This window comes from Streptomyces griseocarneus (assembly GCF_014655595.1).
Taxonomy (GTDB): Bacteria; Actinomycetota; Actinomycetes; order Streptomycetales; family Streptomycetaceae; genus Streptomyces; species Streptomyces griseocarneus.
The window spans coordinates 584458-605737 of record NZ_BNBL01000003.1; the positions used below are offsets into that span (position 1 = coordinate 584458).

19 protein-coding genes are annotated in these 21280 nt (G+C 70.8%); 12 read left to right on the top strand and 7 right to left on the bottom strand.

The features are described from left to right. Positions 1–26: 26 nt before the first annotated feature. The 6 genes from IE295_RS11365 to IE295_RS11390 form a co-directional block, all read right to left on the bottom strand. Complete coding sequence (locus tag IE295_RS11365) at positions 27–770, bottom strand: ABC transporter permease (protein ID WP_190063420.1); 744 nt, start codon at positions 768–770, stop codon at positions 27–29. Continuing rightward, positions 767–1726, bottom strand: coding sequence for an ABC transporter ATP-binding protein (locus tag IE295_RS11370; protein ID WP_190063421.1), 960 nt, complete (start codon positions 1724–1726; stop codon positions 767–769). Before IE295_RS11370 ends, IE295_RS11365 begins: the two co-directional genes overlap by 4 nt. A gap of 158 nt (positions 1727–1884) precedes the next feature. Beyond that, positions 1885–4323, bottom strand: a complete 2439-nt coding sequence (locus IE295_RS11375) for a hypothetical protein (RefSeq protein ID WP_190063422.1) — start codon at positions 4321–4323, stop codon at positions 1885–1887. Positions 4324–4612: 289 nt separating this feature from the next. Further along, on the bottom strand, positions 4613–4990 hold the full coding sequence (locus IE295_RS11380; RefSeq protein WP_190063423.1) for a DUF6113 family protein: 378 nt from the start codon (positions 4988–4990) through the stop codon (positions 4613–4615). An 11-nt stretch (positions 4991–5001) separates the two neighbouring features. Further along, positions 5002–5892, bottom strand: a complete 891-nt coding sequence (gene mshB, locus IE295_RS11385) for an N-acetyl-1-D-myo-inositol-2-amino-2-deoxy-alpha-D-glucopyranoside deacetylase (RefSeq protein ID WP_190063424.1) — start codon at positions 5890–5892, stop codon at positions 5002–5004. 115 nt (positions 5893–6007) lie between these two features. Beyond that, the gene (locus tag IE295_RS11390) at positions 6008–6202 is read right to left on the bottom strand and encodes a hypothetical protein (RefSeq protein WP_190063425.1); all 195 of its coding nucleotides are present in this window, start codon (positions 6200–6202) and stop codon (positions 6008–6010) included. A gap of 211 nt (positions 6203–6413) precedes the next feature. On the opposite strand from IE295_RS11390, the gene IE295_RS11395 reads away from it, so the two are divergent. From IE295_RS11395 to IE295_RS11430, 8 genes are all read left to right on the top strand, one after another. After that, a complete protein-coding gene (locus IE295_RS11395; protein WP_190063426.1) occupies positions 6414–8531 on the top strand; it encodes a S9 family peptidase in 2118 nt (705 codons plus the stop codon). Between the two features lie 262 nt (positions 8532–8793). Further along, positions 8794–9765: an ABC transporter permease gene (locus IE295_RS11400; RefSeq protein WP_190063427.1), complete on the top strand. Its 972-nt coding sequence runs from the start codon at positions 8794–8796 to the stop codon at positions 9763–9765. An 81-nt stretch (positions 9766–9846) separates the two neighbouring features. After that, on the top strand, positions 9847–11652 hold the full coding sequence (locus tag IE295_RS11405) for an ABC transporter substrate-binding protein (protein ID WP_190063428.1): 1806 nt from the start codon (positions 9847–9849) through the stop codon (positions 11650–11652). Between the two features lie 21 nt (positions 11653–11673). Further along, positions 11674–12651 (top strand): ABC transporter permease, encoded by a 978-nt coding sequence (locus IE295_RS11410; RefSeq protein WP_190063429.1) that lies wholly within the window; start codon positions 11674–11676, stop codon positions 12649–12651. Positions 12652–12670: 19 nt separating this feature from the next. Beyond that, complete coding sequence (locus tag IE295_RS11415; protein ID WP_190063430.1) at positions 12671–13663, top strand: ABC transporter ATP-binding protein; 993 nt, start codon at positions 12671–12673, stop codon at positions 13661–13663. Further along, positions 13660–14679, top strand: coding sequence for an ABC transporter ATP-binding protein (locus IE295_RS11420; RefSeq protein ID WP_190063431.1), 1020 nt, complete (start codon positions 13660–13662; stop codon positions 14677–14679). Before IE295_RS11415 ends, IE295_RS11420 begins: the two co-directional genes overlap by 4 nt. 198 nt (positions 14680–14877) lie before the next feature. Further along, positions 14878–15663 (top strand): 2OG-Fe dioxygenase family protein, encoded by a 786-nt coding sequence (locus tag IE295_RS11425; protein WP_190063432.1) that lies wholly within the window; start codon positions 14878–14880, stop codon positions 15661–15663. Between the two features lie 90 nt (positions 15664–15753). Next, positions 15754–16371 (top strand): LysE family translocator, encoded by a 618-nt coding sequence (locus tag IE295_RS11430; protein ID WP_190063433.1) that lies wholly within the window; start codon positions 15754–15756, stop codon positions 16369–16371. Positions 16372–16374: 3 nt separating this feature from the next. Here the strand turns inward: IE295_RS11430 and IE295_RS11435 are convergent, their stop codons facing one another. Then, on the bottom strand, positions 16375–16863 hold the full coding sequence (locus IE295_RS11435; RefSeq protein WP_190063434.1) for a YbaK/EbsC family protein: 489 nt from the start codon (positions 16861–16863) through the stop codon (positions 16375–16377). A 276-nt stretch (positions 16864–17139) separates the two neighbouring features. Between IE295_RS11435 and IE295_RS11440 the strand changes: the two genes are divergently transcribed. The 4 genes from IE295_RS11440 to IE295_RS11455 all read left to right on the top strand — a co-directional run. Further along, positions 17140–18786, top strand: a complete 1647-nt coding sequence (locus IE295_RS11440; protein WP_190063435.1) for a peptide ABC transporter substrate-binding protein — start codon at positions 17140–17142, stop codon at positions 18784–18786. Positions 18787–18851: 65 nt separating this feature from the next. Continuing rightward, entirely contained in the window at positions 18852–19775 is a 924-nt protein-coding gene (locus tag IE295_RS11445) for an ABC transporter permease (RefSeq protein WP_190063436.1), read from the top strand. Continuing rightward, positions 19768–20742 (top strand): ABC transporter permease, encoded by a 975-nt coding sequence (locus IE295_RS11450; RefSeq protein WP_190063437.1) that lies wholly within the window; start codon positions 19768–19770, stop codon positions 20740–20742. Before IE295_RS11445 ends, IE295_RS11450 begins: the two co-directional genes overlap by 8 nt. Before the next feature lie 12 nt (positions 20743–20754). Continuing rightward, a partial coding sequence (locus tag IE295_RS11455) for an ABC transporter ATP-binding protein (protein WP_190063438.1) occupies positions 20755–21280 on the top strand: 526 nt, incomplete at its 3' end.

Sequence of the window (21280 nt, forward strand, 5' to 3'; positions counted from 1 at the left end):
GACCCGGCAGCGGCCATGACACGGCGTCACGCCTTGTGGGTGTCCTTGCGGTACAGCCACGCGGCCGCGCCGCCGAACAGGGCGAGGTAGGCGACCATGATGGCCACGTCCTTCAGGTGCGGCGCGCCGCCCTGCTCGATGGCCTGGCCGAGCGCGGCGTAGGCGTGGGTGGGCACCCACTCGGCTATGTCCTGCAGCCACTGCGGGAAGACGGCCGTCGGCATCCACAGGCCGCCCAGCATCGACAGGCCGAAGTAGATGATGAACGTGATGGGGCGCACGGCGTCGCCCGTGGCCAGGTAGCCCACGGCCACGCCCAGCGCGGCGAAGACGATGCTGCCGGCCCAGATGACGGCCGTGAGCGCGAACCACTGCCAGGCGGCGTCGAAGCGCACGTCCTTGACCGCCGCGGCGACGGCGAAGACGACCAGGATCGAGGGGAGCGAGACCACGGCGGCCGAGGCGACCTTCGCGGTGACGTAGCCGCGCCCGGGCAGCGAGGTGAGGCGCAGCTGGCGCACCCAGCCCTTCTCCCGCTCCTTGGCTATCTTCTCGCTGTTGCCGACGAGGACGGCGGTGATCGCGCCGAAGGAGGCCATCGACACCATCATGAGCAGGGGGAGGGTGAGGTTCGTGCCCTCGACCTTCTCCGTGGTGCTCGCGCCGCCCGCGATCATCAGGTAGAGGGCCGCCGGATAGATCACCGAGAAGAACATGAACTTCTTGTTGCGCAGGGTGCGCGTGATTTCCAGCTTGATCAGGGTGTTCATCGGGAAACCGCCTCCTCGGCGGCCGCGGCGTCGGTGATGGCGATGAAGGCCTGCTCCAGGCCCAGGCCCGCGACCTCGAGGTTGCGGGGGTAGAGGCCGAGCCCGTACAGGGCGTGCACGGTGGCGTCGGCGTCGTGGGACTGGATGCGGACCGTGCGGCCGGAGATCTCCAGGGAGGCCAGGAACGGCAGCTCGCGCAGGGCGGCCTCGCCGATGTGCCCCTCGAGGTCGAAGACGATGCGGCGGGCGCCGGCCTTGGCCTTGATCTCGGCGGCGGAGCCGTCCGCGAGCACCCGGCCGCGGTGCAGCACGATCACGCGGTCCGCGATCGCGTCGGCCTCCTCCAGGTAGTGCGTGGCGAACAGGACCGCGCGGCCCTCGTTCGCCTGCTGCCGCATCACGCCCCAGAACGCCTGGCGGGCCGAGACGTCCATGCCGGTCGTCGGCTCGTCGAGCACGATCAGCTCGTTGGCGCCCGCCGTGGCCATGGCGAACCGCACCCGCTGTTCCTGGCCGCCGGAGAGCTTGTTGACCATGCGGTCGGCGATCTCGGTGATGCCCGCCTGCTCCATGACGCGCTCGAGCGGGTAGGCGTTGCGGTGCAGGTCGCAGGCGAGCTTCACCAGCTCGCGGACCTTCACGTCCTCCATCAGCCCGCCGGACTGCAGCATCGCGCCGACCTTGCCCTGCTCGATGGCCTGCTGCGGCGTCGTGCCGAAGACCTCGACGCGGCCCGCGTCGGCATTGCGCAGGCCCAGCAGCAGGTCGAGGGTGGAGGACTTGCCCGCGCCGTTCGGGCCGAGCAGGGCGACGGTCTCGCCGGGGTACAGATCCAGGCTCAGGTCGGAGACGGCCCGCACGGTGCCGTAGCTCTTGCTGACGTTCTCGAAGCTGACCACGGGTGCGCCGGTCCGATGCCGCCCGTCCCCCGTGATCGCGGTAGCGGTTGTGGTCATGGTGGAAATCATCGCGGCCGCGCGGCACGGGCGGCAGTGTCAGCCGTCGTGAGCCCGCGATGACAGATGTCATGGGTGGGCCGGCATGCGTGAGCCCCCGTGTCACGAGGACACGGGGGCTCACGCCGTCAGCCGGGCCGGGCCCGGCTCAGCTCGGCTCAGCTCAGCGGGATGACTCCGACCCGCTCGGCCGGCGTCTTGCCGCGCAGCGCCTTGTTGAGGGCGTTGGCGACGTCCTGCGGCATGACCGGCTTCTTCTCGCCGCCGCCGCGCTGGATGAGCACGCCGTTGAAGGCGGCCCCGTACAGCTCCTTGAGCGCGTCCAGGTCGTAGTTCTCCACGAGCTGGCCGTTGACCTCCTTGACGGAGAGGATCTTCGGCAGCGAACGGTCGGGACCGAACTGGATCTTGTGCGCCGGGTCGGTCTGGACCGTGACCAGGCCGGACATCGCCGGCTCGGCGAACTCCTTCATCTTCCGGTCGACCTCGGCCTTGGACACCTTCGGCTGCTGCGCGGAGGTGGCCAGCGTGACCGTCTTGTCCTGGCCGGTGGCCGCGCGGTCGCGGTAGGCCTTGGAGATCGTCGTGACCGAGCCGTTCACGTCGATGCCCTCGTACGGCTGCCCGTACACGGCCACCGCCTTGCCCGGCTGGAACTTGATCGTCCCCTCCTTGGCCCCGCCGCTCTCGCCGGCCAGCGTCTTGAGGGCGGCGGCGACCTTCTCCTCGTCCACGGTCACGGTCGGCTCGGCCGTCCGCGTGCCGCCGACGAGCGAGCTGAGGACGGTGACGGGGTTGTAGTCCTTCACCGCCGCCGCGCGCACCGTGGCCTGGGTGTCGATGGACAGACCCGCCACGGACGGCTTGAGGTCGGCCGTCTTGCCGCCGATGGAGACCTTCAGCGGGGCGGTCGCCCGGTTGCCGAGGGCGGAGTCGAGCTTCTGGACGGCCGCTTCCTTGGACTTGCCGCCGATGTCGACGCCGAGCACGGTGGTGCCGTTGGGCACGTCCGCGTGGTCGAGCAGCAGCCCGGCCGCGTACGCGACGCCGACCAGGGCGACGAGCCCGCCGCCCAGGAGCACCAGCTTGTTGCGGCCCTTCTTCTTGGGCGCGCTCTTCGCACCCTTGCCGCCCTTGGCCGCGGGCTTGGGAGCCGTGGCCGCGGCCGGGGGCTTGGGAACCGCCGGGCCCGGCTTCGGCTTGGGCACGGGCACGCGCGGCGCGCCGCTGTCCGCACCCGGCCTGGGCACCTGGCCGGCCGCCGGGGGCACCGGCGGTACGCCGCTGACCAGCGTCTCGCCGGACGCCTGGGGCGAAGCGGCGGGCGCGGGCGCCTTGGGGCCGCGCTTCTTCTTGCCCTTGGCGCCGGGCTGGCCGCCGCCCTGGGCCTGCTGACCGCCGCCCTGAGCCTGCTGACCGCCGGCCTGGACGGCGGGGATGCCCTCGCGCGGAGTGTCCGTACGGCCGGGCGCGAAGGCCGCGCCGCCGGCGGGCATGCCGCCGATGGTGGGCGGGGGGAACTGCTGGGCGGCCGCGGCCCGGGCGTTCGCCTGCGCCGCGTCACCGCCCGGAGCGGCGGCGCCGCCCGGCCAGTCGTCGCCGCCGCGGCGGCGCTTGGCGGCCGCGGGGGCCTGGCCGCCGCCCGCGGACGGAGTGACCGGCCAGTCGTCGACGGGCGCCGCGGCGCCGCCCGGGGCGGGCGGCTGCGGCATCGAGGCCGTCGTCGAGGGGTCGTTCGGCCACGGGGTGGCAGCGGTGGTGGAGGGGTCGTTCGGCCAGGGCGTGGCGCCCGTGGTCGACGGGTCGCCGGGCAGCGGGGGCTGCGGCATGGCACCCGTGGTCGACGGGTCGTTCGGCCAGGCGTTGCCCGGCGTGCCGGAGGCACCCGGCCAGTCGTCGACGCCGCCCGCCGGGGCGCCGCCCGGCGCAGGGGCGCCACCGTTCAGGGGCGCGCCGCCCTGCATCGCGCCTCCGCCGGGGAGCGGCGGCTGCGGCATCGCGGCGGTCGTCGAGGGGTCGTTCGGCCACGCGCCGCCACCGGCGGGAGCGCCGCCGGAGACGGGCGGAGCGGGGGGCTGCGGAAGCTGGTCGGCCGGGGGCGCGTCCTGCCAGACGCCGCCGCCCGTACCGGCGTTACCGCCCATACCGGCACCGGCACCGGCGCCACCGCCGGCGGGCGGGCGCTGGCCGCCACCACGGCGCGGCAGCGGCGGCTGCTTGCCGGCACCGGCCGGGGCCTGCTGACGACGTGTGGCGGCTGCCGGCGGCGGCGCACCGCCGCCCTTGCGGGGCGCGAACCAGTCGCTGGCTCCCGCGCCCGCGTCGGAGGCGGCGGCCGCGGCGGCAGCTGCGGTGGGCGCGTTCTTGGAGCGCTTGGGCCGCGTGGGCAGGCCCTCCTTGCGCTCGCTCGCGGGCGCCGGCGGGGCCGGGGCCTCCGCGGGGGCCGCCTCGGCCGCCGGGGCCTCGTCGCCCAGGGGCGTCCGCATGACGACCGGCGGAATGGGGCGCGAGCCGGGGATGTTGATGCGGATCCGCGTCGTCAGCGTGGTTTCGGTCTTCGGCTCACCGGGCTGGGCGCCGGCGGCCGCGGCCCCCATGGCCGGATCCGCGTCGGGACCGGTCCCGTACGGAGGGGTGCCCGACGGGTAGGCGGCGCCACCGCGCCCCTGGGGCCCGGAGGACGAACTGTCAGATGCACGGCTCAAAGCAGGTTCTCCCGGTTACTCTTTGCCGCCCTCGTTGACCTCGCTTTGGGTCGCCCATCGCCGGAGGCCAGGGGAGGCTCGGCGGCGCGCACAACCATACTGGCCACCACGGGCTCGTCACGGACGACCGCTGGTTCGGTCCCCCGACCGGTCGGGTGGCGGTCGGGTAAAAATCGCCACGTCACTTGCCAAGTCGGGCCGGAGGCCGGTCCGGTTGCGGCAATTTCGGGACCGTGGCGCACATCACAGCGACGATCATCCCGCCCAGCAGGAAGACGTACGAGCCCAGCCCGGCGCCGAAGACGAAGTCGCCCTCCGGCCGGTTGGCGGCCAGGAACAGCACCGCGGCCAGCCATCCGACGCCCGGCACGGCCCCGCCGGCCCTGCTGCGCATGGCCGTCGCGCCGCCGTAGCACAGCCCGGCGACGCCGAGCAGCGCCAGCAGCAACCCGGCGGGGAACCAGCCCCCTTGCACGAGCGCCCCGCCCGCCCCGACCACCAGGCCGAGCAGCGCCAGCCCCAGGTAGGCGAACAGACGTCCGACGCTGGGGAGTCTCATCAGGCCGTCGTTCACGCGTCCACTCCCGCGAAGAGGTCGTCCTCCCGCCCGGCGGCGCCGGCCCGGCCTCTGACGAGTTTGTAGTACTCGGTGGGGAAGAGCGGCTGCCCCAAGTCGTTGGAGAGCGCGAAGAAGGGGCCGTCCACGGCGATCTGCGTGGCATGGGCACGCATCGCGGCCGCCTTGCGGGGCGCGTAGGCGGCGGTGTCGACCGCGGCCGTCACCTCGTCGTCGGGCACGACTCCGGGGACGTCCTGCGGCGAGGCGACGCCGGGGAAGAGGTCGCCCTCCCGGCCCGCCTCGCGCAGCCGGGCGAAGCCCGCCTCCACAACGGACATCGGCACGCAATTCCAGTAGATCTTCGCGATGTCGTACGGATCGCCCAGGTCCCGGCGGAAGGCCGGTTCGGCGGCGAGGTCCGCCGCGCGCATGGCGACGCGGTGCGCCTTGATGTGGTCGGGGTGGCCGTAACCGCCGTCGGGGTCATAGGTGACGAGCACCTGCGGGCGCACCTCGCGGATCACCTCTACGAGCGACGCGGCGGCCTCGTCCAGGTCCGCCTGCCAGAAGGAGGTGGGCACGGCGTTCTGCGGGGCGCCCATCATTCCGGAGTCGCGGTAGCACCCGGGGCCGCCGAGGAAGCGGTGGTCGGTGACGCCCAGTTCCTTCATCGCGGCGGCGAGTTCGCCCATGCGGTGGGCGCCGAGGGTGTTGTCCCGGTCCGCGGCGAGATGCGCCAGTCCGGGCGGAATCACCTCGCCCTCCTCGCCGAGCGTGCAGGTCACGAGCGTGACATGGGCACCCTCGGCGGCGTACTTGGCCATGGTCGCGCCGTTGTTGATCGATTCGTCGTCCGGGTGCGCGTGCACCAGGAGCAGCCGGCGGCCGGGAAGGTCGGTCATGGCTCCAGCCTACGAGCCGCACGGGGCCGCCGGGGCGCCACCCGTCGGGCCGCACCCCGCGCACACCAAAGGCGCCCGTACGCGTGAAGACGTCCGCGCTCGCGCGCGGACCGTTTCAGAACTTGATGTTGCTGATCATTCCCGTGACGCTGGTGGTCAGCTGGTTCAGCGTCGGGGCGATGGACGAGCTGGCGAGGTAGAAGCCCAGCAGCACGCAGATGACGGCGTGGCCTGCCTTCAGCCCGGACTTCCGGACCAACAGGAAGACGATGATCGCCAGCAGCACCACCGCCGAAATCGAAAGTGCCACAGCGGCTCACCTCCAGGTACGCGCGGTCGGACGGACGGCATACGAATGCCCGGGTGGCATACGACGCCAGGGGAGTCATATCCACTATGCGCGAGCGATCATAACTTTCCGTGCGTGCGCATGACTCGGTGCACGGGAGCAAACACGGGGCGCACGGCGAGTTCTCGCCGTCTTGGGTGAACCCGGTGATAGGGCCTCTAGGCTCCCACGCATGACCGGACAGCTCTCGTTTCCCCGTCAGCACGCCCGTACCCAACGTTTCTCCCTCGGCGCGCCGCGCGCGTTCAGCGTGTCGCCGGACGGCTCGCGTGTCGTCTTCCTGCGCTCCCGTTCGGGCACCGATCGGGCGAACGTGCTGTGGGTGCTGGACCTCGACGAGGGCCGGGAGTACCCGGCCGCCGACCCGAAAGCCCTGCTGGGCGGGGCCGAGGAGGAGTTGTCGGCCGAGGAGCGGGCGCGTCGCGAGCGCAGCCGCGAGGGCTCGGCGGGCGTCGTGGGATACGCGGTGGACGGCGCCGTGGAGTTGGCGGCCTTCGCGCTCTCGGGGCGGTTGTACGTCGCCGAGCTGCGCGGCGGCACGGCCCGCGAGCTCAAGACGCCGGGGCCGGTGGCCGACCCGAGGCCCTCGCCGGACGGCCGCCAAGTGGCCTACGTCGCCGGTGGCGCCCTGCGTGTCGCGGCCGCCGACGGCGGCGGCGACCGGGCCCTGGCCGAGCCGGAGGGCGCCACCACGACGTGGGGCCTGGCGGAGTTCATCGCCGCCGAGGAGATGGACCGCTCGCGCGGCTTCTGGTGGTCGCCCGACAGCGACGCCCTGCTGGCCGCCCGCGTGGACGACGCGCCCGTGCGCCGCTGGTGGATCGCCGACCCGGCCAACCCGGGCAGCGCGCCCGCCGAGGTGGCCTACCCCGCGGCCGGCACGCCCAACGCCGAGGTGTCCCTGTCCCTGCTGGGCCTGGACGGCTCGCGCACGGACATCGTGTGGGACCGGGAGCTCCACCCCTACCTCGCCCGGGTCCACTGGTCCGCCGGCGGCCCGCCGCTGCTGCTCGTCCAGAGCCGCGACCAGCGCGCCCAGGCGTACCTCGCGGTGGACACCGCGACGGGCGCGACGCGTGTCCTGCACACGGACGAGGATCCGAAGTGGCTGGAACTTTTCGCCGGCGTGCCCGCGTGGACGCCCGACGGGAGGCTCGTCCGGATCGCCGACGAGGCCGGCGCCCGCGTGCTGGCCGTCGGCGAGCGGACGCTGACCGACGCCCGGCTGCACGTACGGGCCGTGCTGGACATCGGCCCGGAGGACGTGCTGATCGCCGCGTCGGCCGGCCCGGAGGCCGGTGAGCCCGAGACCGGCGAGGGGCACGTCTACCGCGTCAACGAGCGAGGGGCGGAGCGGGTTTCGCGGGAGCCGGGCTGGCACTCGGCCGTGCGTTCGGGCGCGGTGACCGTGCTGGCGTCGTCGTCCCTCGACGGTCCCGGCGCCACCGTACGGGTGCTGCGCGACGGCGAGCAGGCCGCCACCGTCGTCTCGTACGCCGAGCGGCCCGTGCTGACCGCCCGGCCGCGGCTCACCCGGGCGGGCGAACGCGGCATCCCGTGCGCCGTCCTGCTGCCCTCCGGCCACCGGGAGGGCGACGGCCCGCTGCCGGTGCTCATGGACCCCTACGGCGGCCCGCACGGGCAGCGCGTGGTGGCCGCGCACAACGCCCACCTCACCTCGCAGTGGTTCGCCGACCAGGGCTTCGCCGTGGTCGTCGCCGACGGCCGGGGCACCCCGCACACCTCGCCCACGTGGGAGAAGGCGATCCACGAGGACTTCGCCGGCGCCACCCTCGAGGACCAGGCCGAGGCGCTGCACGCGCTGGCCGGCCACTACCCCCTCGACCTCGGCCGGGTGGGCATCCGCGGCTGGTCCTACGGCGGCTACCTCGCGGCCCTGGCCGTACTGCGCCGCCCCGACGTCTTCCACGCGGCCGTCGCCGGCGCCCCCGTCACCGACTGGCGGCTGTACGACACCCACTACACCGAGCGCTATCTGGGGCTGCCCCAGGAGCGTCCGGAGGTGTACGCCCGCAACTCCCTCGTCACCGACGACGGTCTGTCGTCGCCGGCGGATCAAACCCGTCCGCTGATGATCGTCCACGGCCTCGCGGACGACAACGTGGTCGCCGCCCACACCCTGCGCCTGTCCTCGGCGCTGCTCGCTGGGGGCCGCCCGCACGAGGTACTGCCGCTGTCCGGGGTGACGCACATGACCCCGCAGGAGCAGGTCGCCGAGAACCTGTTGCTGCTTCAAGTGGACTTCCTCAAGCGCTCCTTGGGCGTCTGAGTCCGGTGGGGACGGTGCGATCCGGCAGGCTTTCGCACCGTCCCCCATGGAGTGGCTTCGGGGCGGCGCGCTTGACCGCACTGTCAAGCACGCCGTGACCTCGATCTGCACAACCTTCGCTCAAGAAGCCGGGAAAGGCCCCGCAGTCCATCGCAGCCCCCTTGACTGCACTGTTCATCCATTGCGAAAGTCCGCTCAACCCAACCGCGTTCGCTTTCATCAGCGCAGGGCCGACGAGACGACAGTGCGGGGGATCCACGCGATGCCGATTCCTTCCCAGACCCAGCCCCGAGAGCTCGTGGGCCGGTCGCCCGGACAGCTGATGTGGCGGCGCTTCAAGCGCGACCGCGCGGGGGTCGTCTCGGCGTACGTCGTCGCCTTCTTCTTCCTCGTCGCGCTCGCCGCGCCCCTGATCTCGGCTGCCTACGGCAAGAGCCCCACGGCCACCTACGGGCTGGACGAGGGGGGCCTGCTCAACGAGTTCGGCTATCCGGTCGCGCCCAACGGCGGCATCTCCGGCCGCTTCTGGTTCGGCCTCGAGCCGACGATGGGCCGGGACGTGCTGACCCAGCTCGTCTACGGCATCCGCACCTCCCTGCTGATCGCCGCCGCCGCCACGGTGCTGTGCGTGCTGACGGGCGTCCTCGTCGGGGTGACGGCCGGCTATCTGGGCGGGCGGACCGATTACTTCCTCGGCCGCTTCATCGACCTGCTGCTGGCGTTCCCCGCACAGCTGTCGTTCATCGCCTTCACCCCGGTCGTCTACTCGCTCTTCGTCAGCCCCGAGAAGCAGACCCCGACCTATCTGCGCGTGATCACCCTGATCCTGGTGCTGTGGGCACTGGGCTGGATGGGGCTGGCCCGGCTGCTGCGCGGGCAGGTGCTGAGCCTGCGGGAGCGGGAGTTCGTCGAGGCGGCCAGGGTGACCGGCGCCTCCCCTTGGCGGATCATCACCAAGGAGCTGCTGCCCAACCTCTGGACGCCGATCCTGGTCCAGTCGACCCTGATGCTGCCCACGCTGGTGACGGCGGAGGCGGGGCTGTCCTTCATCGGCGTGGGGATCATCGAGCCCACCCCGGACTGGGGCCGGATGTTCGCCGCCGGCGCCGCGTACTACGAAAGCGACATCACCTACATCTTCTTCCCCGGGCTCGCAATGATCATTTTCGTGGTCGCCTTCAACCTGCTCGGGGACTCGGTCCGGGACGCCTTCGACCCCAGGACGAAACGCTGACGCCGGCGACGCCGGCACGTGCCCGGAACGACACCGAAGCTTTGACTGGCCGCTGACGACCGACAGGCAGGTGCACCGACCATGAGCCCCACGTCGAGGTTCCGCAAGGACAGAGCCCGTCTCACCACCGTGGCCCTGGCCGCGGGAGCGGTCGTGCTCTCCGCGTGCAGCAGCGGCGGAGGGGGTGGCGGGGACGGCGGCAAGAGCCAGGGGCCCGGCGAGGACAAGACGACGTCCGCGAACTACTCCATCGGCACCAAGGCCGACTCCACCGGCCCCGCCCCCGAGGTACCGGGCGCCAAGAAGGGCGGCACGGTCGGGGTCCTCCAGCGCGACGCCTTCAACCACCTCGACCCGGGGCAGATCTACTACATCGACGTCCTGACCAACCAGCTGCTCTACAACCGCACCCTGACCTCGTACAAGATCGACGACAAGGGCAGGGTCAAGGTCGTCGGCGACCTCGCCACCGACGCCGGCACGGCCTCGGACGGCGGGAAGACCTGGACGTTCACGCTCAAGGACGGACTGAAGTTCGAGGACGGCTCGCCCATCACCGCCAAGGACGTCCGGTGGGGCATCGAGCGCCTCTACGCCTCGTACCAGTCCGACGGCCCGCTCTACATCCCGCAGTGGCTCTCCGGCGACGGCAACGACTTCCGCAAGGCGCTGCCGGACGGCCCGTACGACGGCAAGCACCTGCCCCCGTCCGTCCTGGACACCCCGGACGACAAGACGATCGTCTTCCACTTCCGGCAGCCGCACGCCGACGCGCCCTTCGCGACGGCGATGCCGAACGTCGCGCCCGTCAAGGCCGAGAAGGACACCAAGCAGAAGTACGACAACGCCCCCTTCTCCTCGGGCCCGTACAAGGTCGGCGACTACAAGGTCGGCAAATCGCTGACGCTCGTGCGCAACGAGCACTGGGACGCGAAGACCGACCCCATCCGGCATCAGTACGCCGACAAGTTCGACATCAGTTTCGGCCACCAGTACGCCGACTCCACCCGCCGCTTCCTCGCCGACCAGGGCTCCGACAAGAACACCCTGTCGTTCAGCAACGCCGTGGCCCCCGAGATGACCGAGAAGGTCCTGAACCAGCCCGACACCAAGGCGCGCCGGCTGCTCGAGGTGCAGCCCTACGTCGACTACATCAGCTTCAACACCGACCGCCTCAAGGACGTCAGGGTCCGCAAGGCCCTCGCCCTCGCCATGCCCAACGGGCAGATCCTGCAGCAGAACGGCGGGGCGACCGCCGGCGTGATCGCCACCAACTTCCTCTCCCCCGCCATGGACGGCTACCGCCCCTCCGACCCGTTCGGCAAGAAGGCCAAGCCCGCCGGCGACCCGGAGAAGGCCAAGGAGCTGCTGAAGGAGGCCGGAAAGCTCGGCCAGGAGATCGTCTACGCCTACGCCAACACCGACGTCCAGCAGAAGGTCTCGGTCGTGGTGACCCAGGCCCTGGAGCGCGCGGGCTTCAAGGTCCAGAAGAAGGAGGTCGACTCCAACACCTGGCGGACGGCGATCGCGGACGTGAAGAACAAGTTCGACATCTACCGCACCTCCTGGGGCGCGGACTGGCCGGTCTCCTCGACCGTCGTCCCGCCGCTCTACGACGGCCGGCAGATCGCCGACGGCGCCCAGAACTACGGTCACCTCGACAACCCCGAGGTCAACGCCGACATCGACCGCATCACCGCGATCCCCGACGTCAAGCGGGCCGCCCCCGAGTGGCAGAAGCTCGCCGACCGCATCCTGACCGACGACGTGCCGGGCGTGCCCGTCTTCTACAACCGGCAGTTCTCGCTGTGGGGCTCGGGCCTCGGCGGGATCAAGTACCACCCGGTCTACGGCAGCGTGGACCCGACCGGCGTGTACGTGAAGTAGCACCTGGCCACCGGAAGAGCCATGCTGAGATTCCTCGCCCGCCGCACCCTCGGCGCCCTCGTCATCATCCTGCTGATCAGCGCGATCACGTTCTTCCTCTTCTTCGCGCTGCCCTCCGAGCCCGCGCTGATGTCCTGCGGCAAGAACTGCACGGCGGACTCCCTCGCGGTCATCAACAAGAACCTCGGCCTCGACCGGCCCGTACCCGTGCAGTACTGGCACTACATGGCGGGCATCTTCACCGGCCGCGACTTCTCCGCGGGCCACTGCCCGGCGCCCTGCTTCGGCTACTCCTTCGCCAACCAGCAGCCGGTGTGGGACACCATCGTCGACCGCTTCCCGACGACGCTGTCCATCGCCCTGGGCGGGGCGACGGTCTTCCTCGTCGTCGGGGTCGGCGTCGGCATGCTGGCCGCCGCCTTCCGGGGCACCTGGATCGACAAGCTCTTCAGCTCGCTCGCGCTGCTCGGCAACGCCCTGCAGATCTACTTCGTGGGCGTCGTCGCCCTGGCCGTCCTGGTCAGCGGGCTGCACTGGATGGACAACCCCGCCTACTACCCGATCACCGAGGACCCGGTGAAGTGGTTCACCGGCATGCTCATCCCCTGGCTGGTGCTCTCCGTCATCTTCATCGCGAGCTACAGCCGCATGACCCGCTCCCTGATGATCGAGCAGCTCTCCGAGGACCATGTGCGCACCGCCCGGGCCAAGGGGCTCGGGCGGTCCGCGGTCTTCTTCCGCTACGCCTGGCGGGGCGCGCTGGCGCCCATCGTGACCATCTTCGGCATCGACCTCGGCTCGCTCTTCAGCGGGGCGATCATCACCGAGTTCACCTTCAGCCTGCACGGGCTGGGGCGGCTGGCCGTCTCCTCGGTGACGGGGACGGACCTGCCGATGCTGATGGCCGTGATGCTCGTCGGCTGCACGGCGATCGTCCTCGCCAACATCGTCGTCGACGCCGCGTACGCCCTCATCGACCCGCGCGTACGGCTCGCCTGAACGTCAGGAGACGACGACTGTGACAGCTTTCCTCTCCGTACGGGACCTGTCCGTACGCTTCGCCACCGAGGACGGCGTCGTGAGGGCCGTCGACGGCCTGTCCTTCGACGTGGAGCGCGGGCGGACGCTGGGCATCGTCGGCGAGTCCGGCTCCGGCAAGTCCGTCACCAACCTCAGCGTGCTCGGGCTGCACGACCGGCGCACGACGGAGATCGAGGGCCGGATCCTCCTCGACGGTCAGGACCTGACCACGGCCCCCGAGTCCGTGCTCGAGAAGCTGCGCGGCAACAGGATGGCGATGATCTTCCAGGACTCCCTCACCGCGCTCTCGCCCTACTACACCGTCGGCCGCCAGATCGCCGAGCCCTTCCGCAAGCACACCGGCGCCTCGCGGCGCGAGGCCCGGCTGCGGGCGGTCGAGATGCTGGAGAAGGTCGGCATCCCCAACGCGGCGCTGCGGGTGGACGACTACCCGCACCAGTTCTCCGGCGGCATGCGCCAGCGCGCGATGATCGCCATGGCGCTGGTCTGCGACCCCGAGCTGCTGATCGCCGACGAGCCGACGACCGCGCTGGACGTGACGGTGCAGGCCCAGATCCTCGACCTGCTCAAGGACCTCCAGCAGCAGACGGGTTCGGCGATCGTGCTGATCACCCACGACCTGGGGGTCGTGGCCGGCACCGCCGACGACGTCCTGGTGATGTACGCGGGCCGGGCCGTCGAGCGCGGCACGGCCCGGGAGGTCCTGCGCTCCCCCCGGCACCCCTACACCTGGGGCCTGCTGGGCTCGATGGCCCGCCTGACCTCCCCCGTCGACGAGCCGCTCACCCCGATTCCGGGCAGCCCGCCGAGCCTGCTGGACCCGCCGCCGGGGTGCCCGTTCCACCCGCGCTGCGCGTACGTCGCGCGGGTGGGGGGCGACAGGTGCCGCACCGAGCGCCCGGAGCTGCCGGAGGGCCGGGGAGCGGCCTGCCACCTGCCGGACGGGGCCGGGAAGGGACGTACCCGATGAACGACATCCTCGTGGCCGAGGGCCTGACCAAGCACTTCCCCGTCATGGGCGGCTTCCCCGTCAAGCGGAGGGTCGGCTCCGTGCGGGCCGTCGACGGCCTCGACCTGACCGTACGGGCGGGCGAGACCTTCGGCCTGGTCGGCGAGTCCGGCTGCGGCAAGTCCACGACGGGCCGGCTGCTGACCCGCCTGCTGGAGCCGACCGCCGGGCGCGTCCTCTACCAGGGCGAGGACATCACCCACGCCGGCCGCAAGCGGCTGGCCCCCATCCGCTCCCAGATCCAGATGATCTTCCAGGACCCGTACTCCTCGCTGAACCCCCGGCACACCGTCGGCACGATCATCTCCGGCCCCATGGAGATCAACGGCATCACCCCCGCCGGCGGCCGCGAGGCCCGCGTCCGCGAGCTGCTCGAGACCGTCGGCCTCAGCCCCGAGCACTACAACCGCTTCCCGCACGAATTCTCCGGCGGCCAGCGCCAGCGCATCGGCGTGGCCCGCGCCCTGGCCCTCGAGCCCAGGGTCATCGTGGCCGACGAGCCGGTCTCGGCCCTGGACGTCTCCATCCAGGCCCAGGTCGTCAACCTCCTGCAGCGCCTGCAGCGCGAGCTCGGCATCGCCTTCCTCTTCATCGCCCACGACCTGGCGGTGGTCCGGCACTTCTCGCAACGGGTGGCGGTGATGTACCTGGGCCGGATCGTGGAGACCGGCACCCGCGAGGACATCTACGACCACCCCCGCCACCCCTACACCCACGCCCTCCTGTCGGCCGTCCCGGAACCGGCGGACGCCGCCGGGCCCGGCACCCCCCGCGAACGCATCCGCCTGACGGGGGACGTCCCCTCCCCCATCAACCCCCCGGCCGGCTGCCGCTTCCGCACCCGCTGCTGGAAGGCCCGCGACCGCTGCGCGACGGAGGAACCCCCGCTGGTACGGGCGGAGGGCAGCGCGGAGGGGCACCTGTCGGCATGCCACTTCCCGGAGGACGCCGCGCCTTCCCCGTCCGCAGGCACATAAAACCCCTCCGCGGCACCCGCAAGGAATGTTTCACATTTCCCGACGAAAGATTGACGCACGATTATCCCTGGCGAATGGTTTCGGCCACGCCTCCGATCTCTGGCTTGTTTGAATTCAGGACTGATCTTGACGGCCTCGAGCACACACCACATGCTTTGACAAGTACTTGTCATGGGCCAACGAGACGGATTCTCCACCATGTTCAGCACGCAGACCGCCGGACGCCCGGCATCCGAGCCGTCCTACTCCGCCGGCGTCGAAGAAATATGTGAGCGCGTTTCGAGCAAGAGCTACCTCTATCTACCCGGCGAAAGCGTCGGCGAACTGCTGCGCCGCCGGGACGCGAATGCCCTGCAGGACTGGGAGACCTTCCGGGACAGCTGGGGCGACATGCCGTTGGACGGCTACATGGCCGACGGAGGCCGCTACCGCAGGCGGCGCCACGCCACGCTGAGCGCCCCCCGCGCCGACAATCGCTACCGGATCGAGCCGCACCAGCCGCACTACCAGACCGTCGACTACAACACGCTGAACGGCGGCATCGCGCGCCACTACGAGCCGTTCGAGGACTCGGTGCTGCGCGGGGCCACCATGAGCAGCCTGCTCACCCTGGGCTGCGACCTCTTCGGCCGGCTGGCGCCGTACTCCCCCTGGCACATCGAGGCCCACCAGTTCCGCATCGAGGTCTCGGGCGTGGAGGCCGGCCAGGAGGTCGGCAAGCCGACCCCCGAAGGCGTGCACCGGGACGGCGTCACCTTCGTGATGATGCTGATGGTGAAGCGTTCCAACACGGTCAACGGCGAAAGCACCATCTACAACCTCGAGAAGAATCCGCTCGAGAAGTTCCTGCTGGCCGATGAGCTCGACATGGCGATCGTCAACGACGAGCGTGTCTTCCACGGCGTCAGCCCCATCGAGCAGCTGGACAGCGGTGAGCCCGCCGTCCGGGACGTCCTGGTGATCACCTACCGTCACAAGCCCTGAGCCACCGGCGGGGCCGCCCCCTGGAGGGCGGCCCCGCCGCACGCCGACCGCCCCCGGGCCGTCCGCCCCGAACCGCCGGAATTAGGAATCATGGCCGAACTTCTCGCCGTCGCCCTCATCACCGTCCTGGCCGTCATCAGTCCCGGCGCGGACTTCGCGATGACCGTCCGCAACAGTTATTTGTACGGGCGCGCTCCGGGGCTTTTCTCGGCCGTGGGAATCTCGCTCGGCGTGCTGGTGCACGTGACGTACACGATTCTGGGCGTGGGGCTGCTGATAGCCCATTCACCGTCCGTGTTCACCGTCATCAAACTGGTCGGCGCCGGATATCTCGTCTACGTCGGCGTGAAGACGTTCGCGCAGCGCACGAAGCTGGACATCGACCTTTCCGACGGCCCGGCGATCTCCCGCTCCCAGGCGCTGCGGACCGGCTTCCTGACGAATGCGCTCAACCCGAAGACGACCCTCTTCGTGCTCAGCACCTTCACCCAGGTCATTCACCAGGACACGCCGCTGTGGCGTCAGATCGGCTACGGACTGTTCATGTCCTTCGCCCACCTGGTCTGGTTCGCGATGGCGGCGCTCTTCTTCTCGAACGACCGGCTGCGGGCGAAGATGCTGCGCAGCCAGGTCGTCCTGAACAGGGTGATCGGCTCGGTTCTCGTCGGCCTCGGGGTGGCGCTGGCGCTCACGCCGACCACGCAGTGAGGGTCACCCCGCGGCGATGGCCTCGACGCGCGGCTTCGCGACGCTGACGTAGTCGGCGGTGGAGAGGGCGAGGGAGCGGTCGAGGCGAGCGGCGTTGAAGAAGAACTCGGGGTGCCCGAGCAGCGCCGGATCGACGATGAGCTCCAGCTCGGGGTCGAAGGAGAACGGCAGGATCGTTCCGCTCGCGCAGCCCGAGAGCTGCTCGGCGACGTCCTGCGAGGCGAACCCCGCGTAGGTCCCGCCGAGCAGGCCCTTGACCGCGGCGAGGTCGACGCGCTGGTGGCCGGACACCACGGCGAGCACGTGGCGCTTGGTCTTCTTGCCCAACTTCACCATGATGACGATGCACTTGGCGGCCTGCTCCAGGTCGTGCCCGCGCAGCCGGCTCACGGCCTCGGTGGCGCCCTCGGCCTCGTGATCGATCGTCCGGTACGCGGCACCGTGCTCGTCGAGCAGGGCGATCAGCTTCTCGTACGTCTCGTCCGAGCTCATGTGACCACCAAGTCCTCACTGTGGAACGGCTGATACGAAGAAGCTTCAGTGTGCATGAGTATGCCAGAGGGGGTTTCGGCACCCACCGGCGTCGGCCATTCGTATGACCCGGCCATGGGCACCCCTCGGAAGCCGCCCGGTGCGCCCCCACGCGGACGGCCCACTCATACATACGGGCGGTTTATGGGCCTCCGCGCGCTGCGCAGCCTTCCTCAGATCACCCCATAAGGTGTGATTTGGGTCTACGTCAGACCCACGGCACGAGGAGGGCACCCCATGCGCGGAGGCACGCGCGCCCGCACCCGATCGCGGGTCAGGTCCGGTCTGGCCGTCGGGGCGGCCGGGGCCGCGCTGGTGTGTGCCGCCGGGTGCGGTGGAGGGGGGTCGGCCACCGGGGACGGCACCGTGCGCTCCTCCTGGGGCGACCCGCAGAGCCCGCTCGAGCCCGCCAACACCAACGAGGTCCAGGGCGGCAAGGTCCTCACGATGATCTTCCGGGGGCTCAAGCAGTACGACCCGAAGACCGGCGAGGCCAAGAACATGCTCGCCGAGAAGATCGAGAGCCCCGACCAGCAGAACTTCACCATCACCGTCAAGGACGGCTGGACCTTCAGCAACGGCGAGAAGGTCACCGCGAAGTCCTTCGTCGACGCGTGGAACTACGCGGCCCTGACCGACAACAGGCAGAAGAACGCCCCCTTCTTCCAGGACATCGACGGCTACGGCAAGGTCCACCCGGCGAGCGGCTCCGCCACCGCCAAGACCCTCTCCGGCCTGGCCGTGAAGGACGAGCACACCTTCACCGTCAAGCTGCGCACCAAGTTCTCCACCTGGCCGGACACCCTCGGCTACGCCGCCTTCGCCCCGCTGCCCAGGGCGTTCTTCGACGACCACGCGGCCTGGCTGAAGCGGCCGGTCGGCAACGGGCCGTACCTGGTCGACTCGTACACCAGGGGCTCGCAGATGCGGCTGTCGAAGTGGAACGACTACCCCGGCGAGGACAAGGCCCGCAACAGCGGCGTGGAGCTGCGGGTCTACACCGACAACAACACCGCCTACACCGACCTGCAGGCCGGGAACCTCGACCTCGTCGACGACATTCCCAGCGCCCAGCTGAAGAACGTCAGGACCGACCTCGGCGACCGCTACATCAACCAGCCCGCCGGGATCATCCAGACCGTCGTCTTCCCCATGTACGACCCGACCTGGTCCAAGGCCGGGATGGAGAAGGTCCGGCGGGGCCTGTCCATGGCCGTCAACCGCGATCAGATCACCGAACAGATCTACCGCAGGACCCGCACCCCGGCCACGGACTGGACGTCGCCGGTGCTCGGCGAGAAGGGCGGCTACAAGGCCGGGCTGTGCGGGGCCGTCTGCACGTACGACCCGGGCGAGGCCAGGCGGCTGATCCAGGAGGGCGGCGGGCTGCCCGGCGGCAAGGTCACCATCACCTCGAACGTCGACACCGGATCGCACCGGCTGTGGATGGACGCCGTCTGCAACAGCATCAACAACGCGCTGGGCGACGACAAGGCGTGCACGGTCAACCCGGTCGGCACCTTCGCCGACTTCCGCAACCAAGTCACCGACCAGCGCATGACCAGCATGTTCCGCTCGGGCTGGCAGATGGACTACCCGCTGGTCCAGAACTTCCTGCAGCCGCTCTACTACACGGGCGCCTCGTCGAACTTCGGGAAGTTCAGCGACCCGCAGTTCGACAAGCTCGTCGACGAGGCCAACGCCGAGTCGGACACGGCGAAGGCGGTCGCCACGTTCCAGGAGGCCGAGAAGATCCTCGCCGAGCAGATGCCGGCCATCCCGCTCTGGTACCAGAACGGCAGCGCCGGCTACTCCGAGAACATCGCGGACGTCGAGCTCAACCCCTTCAGCGTGCCCGTCTACGAACGGATCACCGTCAAGTAGCCCCCGTGAGGCCCTGTCAGGCACGTCAGGCACGCGCGTACGCACCGGAAAGGCCCTGGTCGTCAATGGGACGGTATGTGATCCGGCGGCTGCTCCAGATGATCCCCGTGTTCATCGGCAGCACCTTCCTGATCTTCTTCATGGTCTACGCCCTGGGCGACCCCGTCGCCGCCCTCTTCGGCGACAAGGCACCCGACCCGGCGACCGCCGCGCGCATCCGCAAGGACCTCTACCTCGACGCGCCGCTGTGGAAGCAATACCTGCACTACATGGGCCAGATCCTCACCGGGAACTTCGGCACCGCCTTCAACGGCCAGGACGTCCTCGAGCTGATGGCCGACGCCTTCCCCGTGACGCTGCGCCTGACGATCGTGGCGATCCTCTTCGAGATCGTCATCGGCATCGGCCTCGGCCTCCTCAGCGGGCTGCGCCGCGGCCGCTCCGTGGACACCTCCGTCCTGCTGCTCACCCTGGTCGTCGTCTCCATCCCGACCTTCGTCACCGGCTACGTGCTGCAGTACCTCTTCGGCGTGAAGTGGGCGGTGGTCTCCCCGTCCGTGTCCCCCGCCGCGCCCGTCGACGAGCTGCTCCTGCCGGGCGTGGTGCTGGCCCTGACCTCGCTGGCCTACGTCACCCGGCTGACCCGTACGTCCATCGCCGAGAACTCCCGCGCCGACTACCTCCGCACCGCCGTCGCCAAGGGCCTGCCCCGGCACCGCGTCGTCACCCGGCACCTGCTGCGCAACTCCCTCATCCCGGTCGTCACCTTCATCGGCACCGACATCGGGGCGCTGATGGGCGGGGCCATCGTCACCGAGCGGATCTTCAACATCCACGGCGTCGGCTACCAGCTCTACCAGGGCATCCTGCGGCAGAACTCGCCGACCGTCGTCGGCTTCGTGACCGTCCTGGTCATCGTCTTCCTGGTGGCGAACCTGCTCGTCGACCTCCTCTACGCCGTGCTCGACCCGAGGATCCGCTATGCCTGAGCCCGATCCCCTCGACCCCAAGGAAACGATCACGCCGGCGGGCGGCGGGGCGATGACCCTCGCCACCAGCGACGCCCAAACGCTCGAAGGGGGCCCGATCCCCGGCGGGACGAGGAGCGGCAAGGCCCGCAGCCTGTGGTCCGACGCCTGGCACGACCTGTGCCGCAACCCCGTCTTCGTCGTCTCCGCGCTCGTCATCGTCTTCCTGGTCGTCATCGCGATCCGGCCCTCCCTGATCGCGAGCGGCAACCCCCTCAGCTGCGACCTGGCCAAGGCCCAGGAGGGCTCCCAGCCCGGCCACCCCTTCGGCTTCGACGCCCAGGGCTGCGACGTCTACACCCGTACGGTCCACGGGGCCCGGGCCTCGATCACCGTCGGCGTCTGCGCCACGGCCGGGGCCGCGCTGCTGGGCGGCGTGCTGGGCGGGCTCGCGGGCTTCTCCGGCGGCTGGTGGGACGGGCTGCTCTCGCGGCTGGCCGACGTCTTCTTCGGCATCCCGATCATCCTGGGCGGGCTGGTGTTCCTGTCGGTGGTCACCGGCGGGTCCGTCTGGCCGGTGGTCGGCTTCATCGTGCTGCTGGGGTGGCCGCAGATCTCCCGCATCGCCCGCGGCTCGGTCGTCAGCGCCAGGCAGCACGACTACGTGCAGGCGGCGCGGGCGCTCGGCGCCGGCAACACCCGGCTGCTGCTGCGGCACATCGCCCCCAACGCGGTGGCCCCGGTGATCGTCGTGGCGACCATCGCCCTCGGTACGTACATCGCGCTGGAGGCGACGCTGTCGTTCCTGGGCGTCGGGCTCAAGCCGCCCACCGTCTCCTGGGGGATCGACATCTCCAACGCCTCGAGCCAGATCCGCAACGCCCCGCACATGCTGCTGTGGCCGGCGGGCGCGCTGAGCGTCACGGTGCTCGCGTTCATCATGCTCGGCGACGCGGTGCGCGACGCCCTCGACCCCAAGCTGCGCTGAGGAGCCCGACAGATGGAGCAGCCGGCGACACTCCTGGACGTACGCGACCTGCACGTCGAATTCCGCACCCGGGACGGGGTGGCCAAGGCCGTCAACGGCGTCAGCTACTCCGTGGCCGCCGGCGAGACCCTCGCCGTGCTGGGCGAGTCCGGTTCCGGCAAGTCCGTGACCGCGCAGGCCATCATGGGCATCCTCGACACGCCGCCCGGCTTCGTCACCGGCGGCGAGGTGCTCTTCCGGGGCAAGGACCTGCTCACCATGGGCGAGGAGCACCGCCGCCGGGTGCGCGGCGCGAAGGTCGCCATGATCTTCCAGGACGCGCTGTCGTCGCTGAACCCCGTGATGACGGTGGGCGCGCAGCTCGGCGAGATGTACGAGGTCCATCAGGGGATGACCCGCAAGGACGCCCGCGCGCGGGCCGTGCAGCTGATGGACCGGGTGCGCATCCCGGCGGCCAAGGAACGGGCGCGGGACTATCCGCACCAGTTCTCGGGCGGCATGCGGCAGCGCATCATGATCGCGATGGCGCTGGCGCTGG

Bases quoted from the DNA above. Each gene is read 5' to 3' on its own strand.
- IE295_RS11365 (WP_190063420.1), bottom strand. From the start codon at position 770: ATGAACACCCTGATCAAGCTGGAAATCACGCGCACCCTGCGCAACAAG.
- IE295_RS11370 (WP_190063421.1), bottom strand. From the start codon at position 1,726: ATGACCACAACCGCTACCGCGATCACGGGGGACGGGCGGCATCGGACC.
- IE295_RS11375 (WP_190063422.1), bottom strand. From the start codon at position 4,323: ATGGGGGCCGCGGCCGCCGGCGCCCAGCCCGGTGAGCCGAAGACCGAA.
- IE295_RS11380 (WP_190063423.1), bottom strand. From the start codon at position 4,990: ATGAGACTCCCCAGCGTCGGACGTCTGTTCGCCTACCTGGGGCTGGCG.
- mshB (WP_190063424.1), bottom strand. From the start codon at position 5,892: ATGACCGACCTTCCCGGCCGCCGGCTGCTCCTGGTGCACGCGCACCCG.
- IE295_RS11395 (WP_190063426.1), top strand. From the start codon at position 6,414: ATGACCGGACAGCTCTCGTTTCCCCGTCAGCACGCCCGTACCCAACGT.
- IE295_RS11400 (WP_190063427.1), top strand. From the start codon at position 8,794: ATGCCGATTCCTTCCCAGACCCAGCCCCGAGAGCTCGTGGGCCGGTCG.
- IE295_RS11405 (WP_190063428.1), top strand. From the start codon at position 9,847: ATGAGCCCCACGTCGAGGTTCCGCAAGGACAGAGCCCGTCTCACCACC.
- IE295_RS11410 (WP_190063429.1), top strand. From the start codon at position 11,674: ATGCTGAGATTCCTCGCCCGCCGCACCCTCGGCGCCCTCGTCATCATC.
- IE295_RS11420 (WP_190063431.1), top strand. From the start codon at position 13,660: ATGAACGACATCCTCGTGGCCGAGGGCCTGACCAAGCACTTCCCCGTC.
- IE295_RS11425 (WP_190063432.1), top strand. From the start codon at position 14,878: ATGTTCAGCACGCAGACCGCCGGACGCCCGGCATCCGAGCCGTCCTAC.
- IE295_RS11430 (WP_190063433.1), top strand. From the start codon at position 15,754: ATGGCCGAACTTCTCGCCGTCGCCCTCATCACCGTCCTGGCCGTCATC.
- IE295_RS11435 (WP_190063434.1), bottom strand. From the start codon at position 16,863: ATGAGCTCGGACGAGACGTACGAGAAGCTGATCGCCCTGCTCGACGAG.
- IE295_RS11440 (WP_190063435.1), top strand. From the start codon at position 17,140: ATGCGCGGAGGCACGCGCGCCCGCACCCGATCGCGGGTCAGGTCCGGT.
- IE295_RS11445 (WP_190063436.1), top strand. From the start codon at position 18,852: ATGGGACGGTATGTGATCCGGCGGCTGCTCCAGATGATCCCCGTGTTC.
- IE295_RS11450 (WP_190063437.1), top strand. From the start codon at position 19,768: ATGCCTGAGCCCGATCCCCTCGACCCCAAGGAAACGATCACGCCGGCG.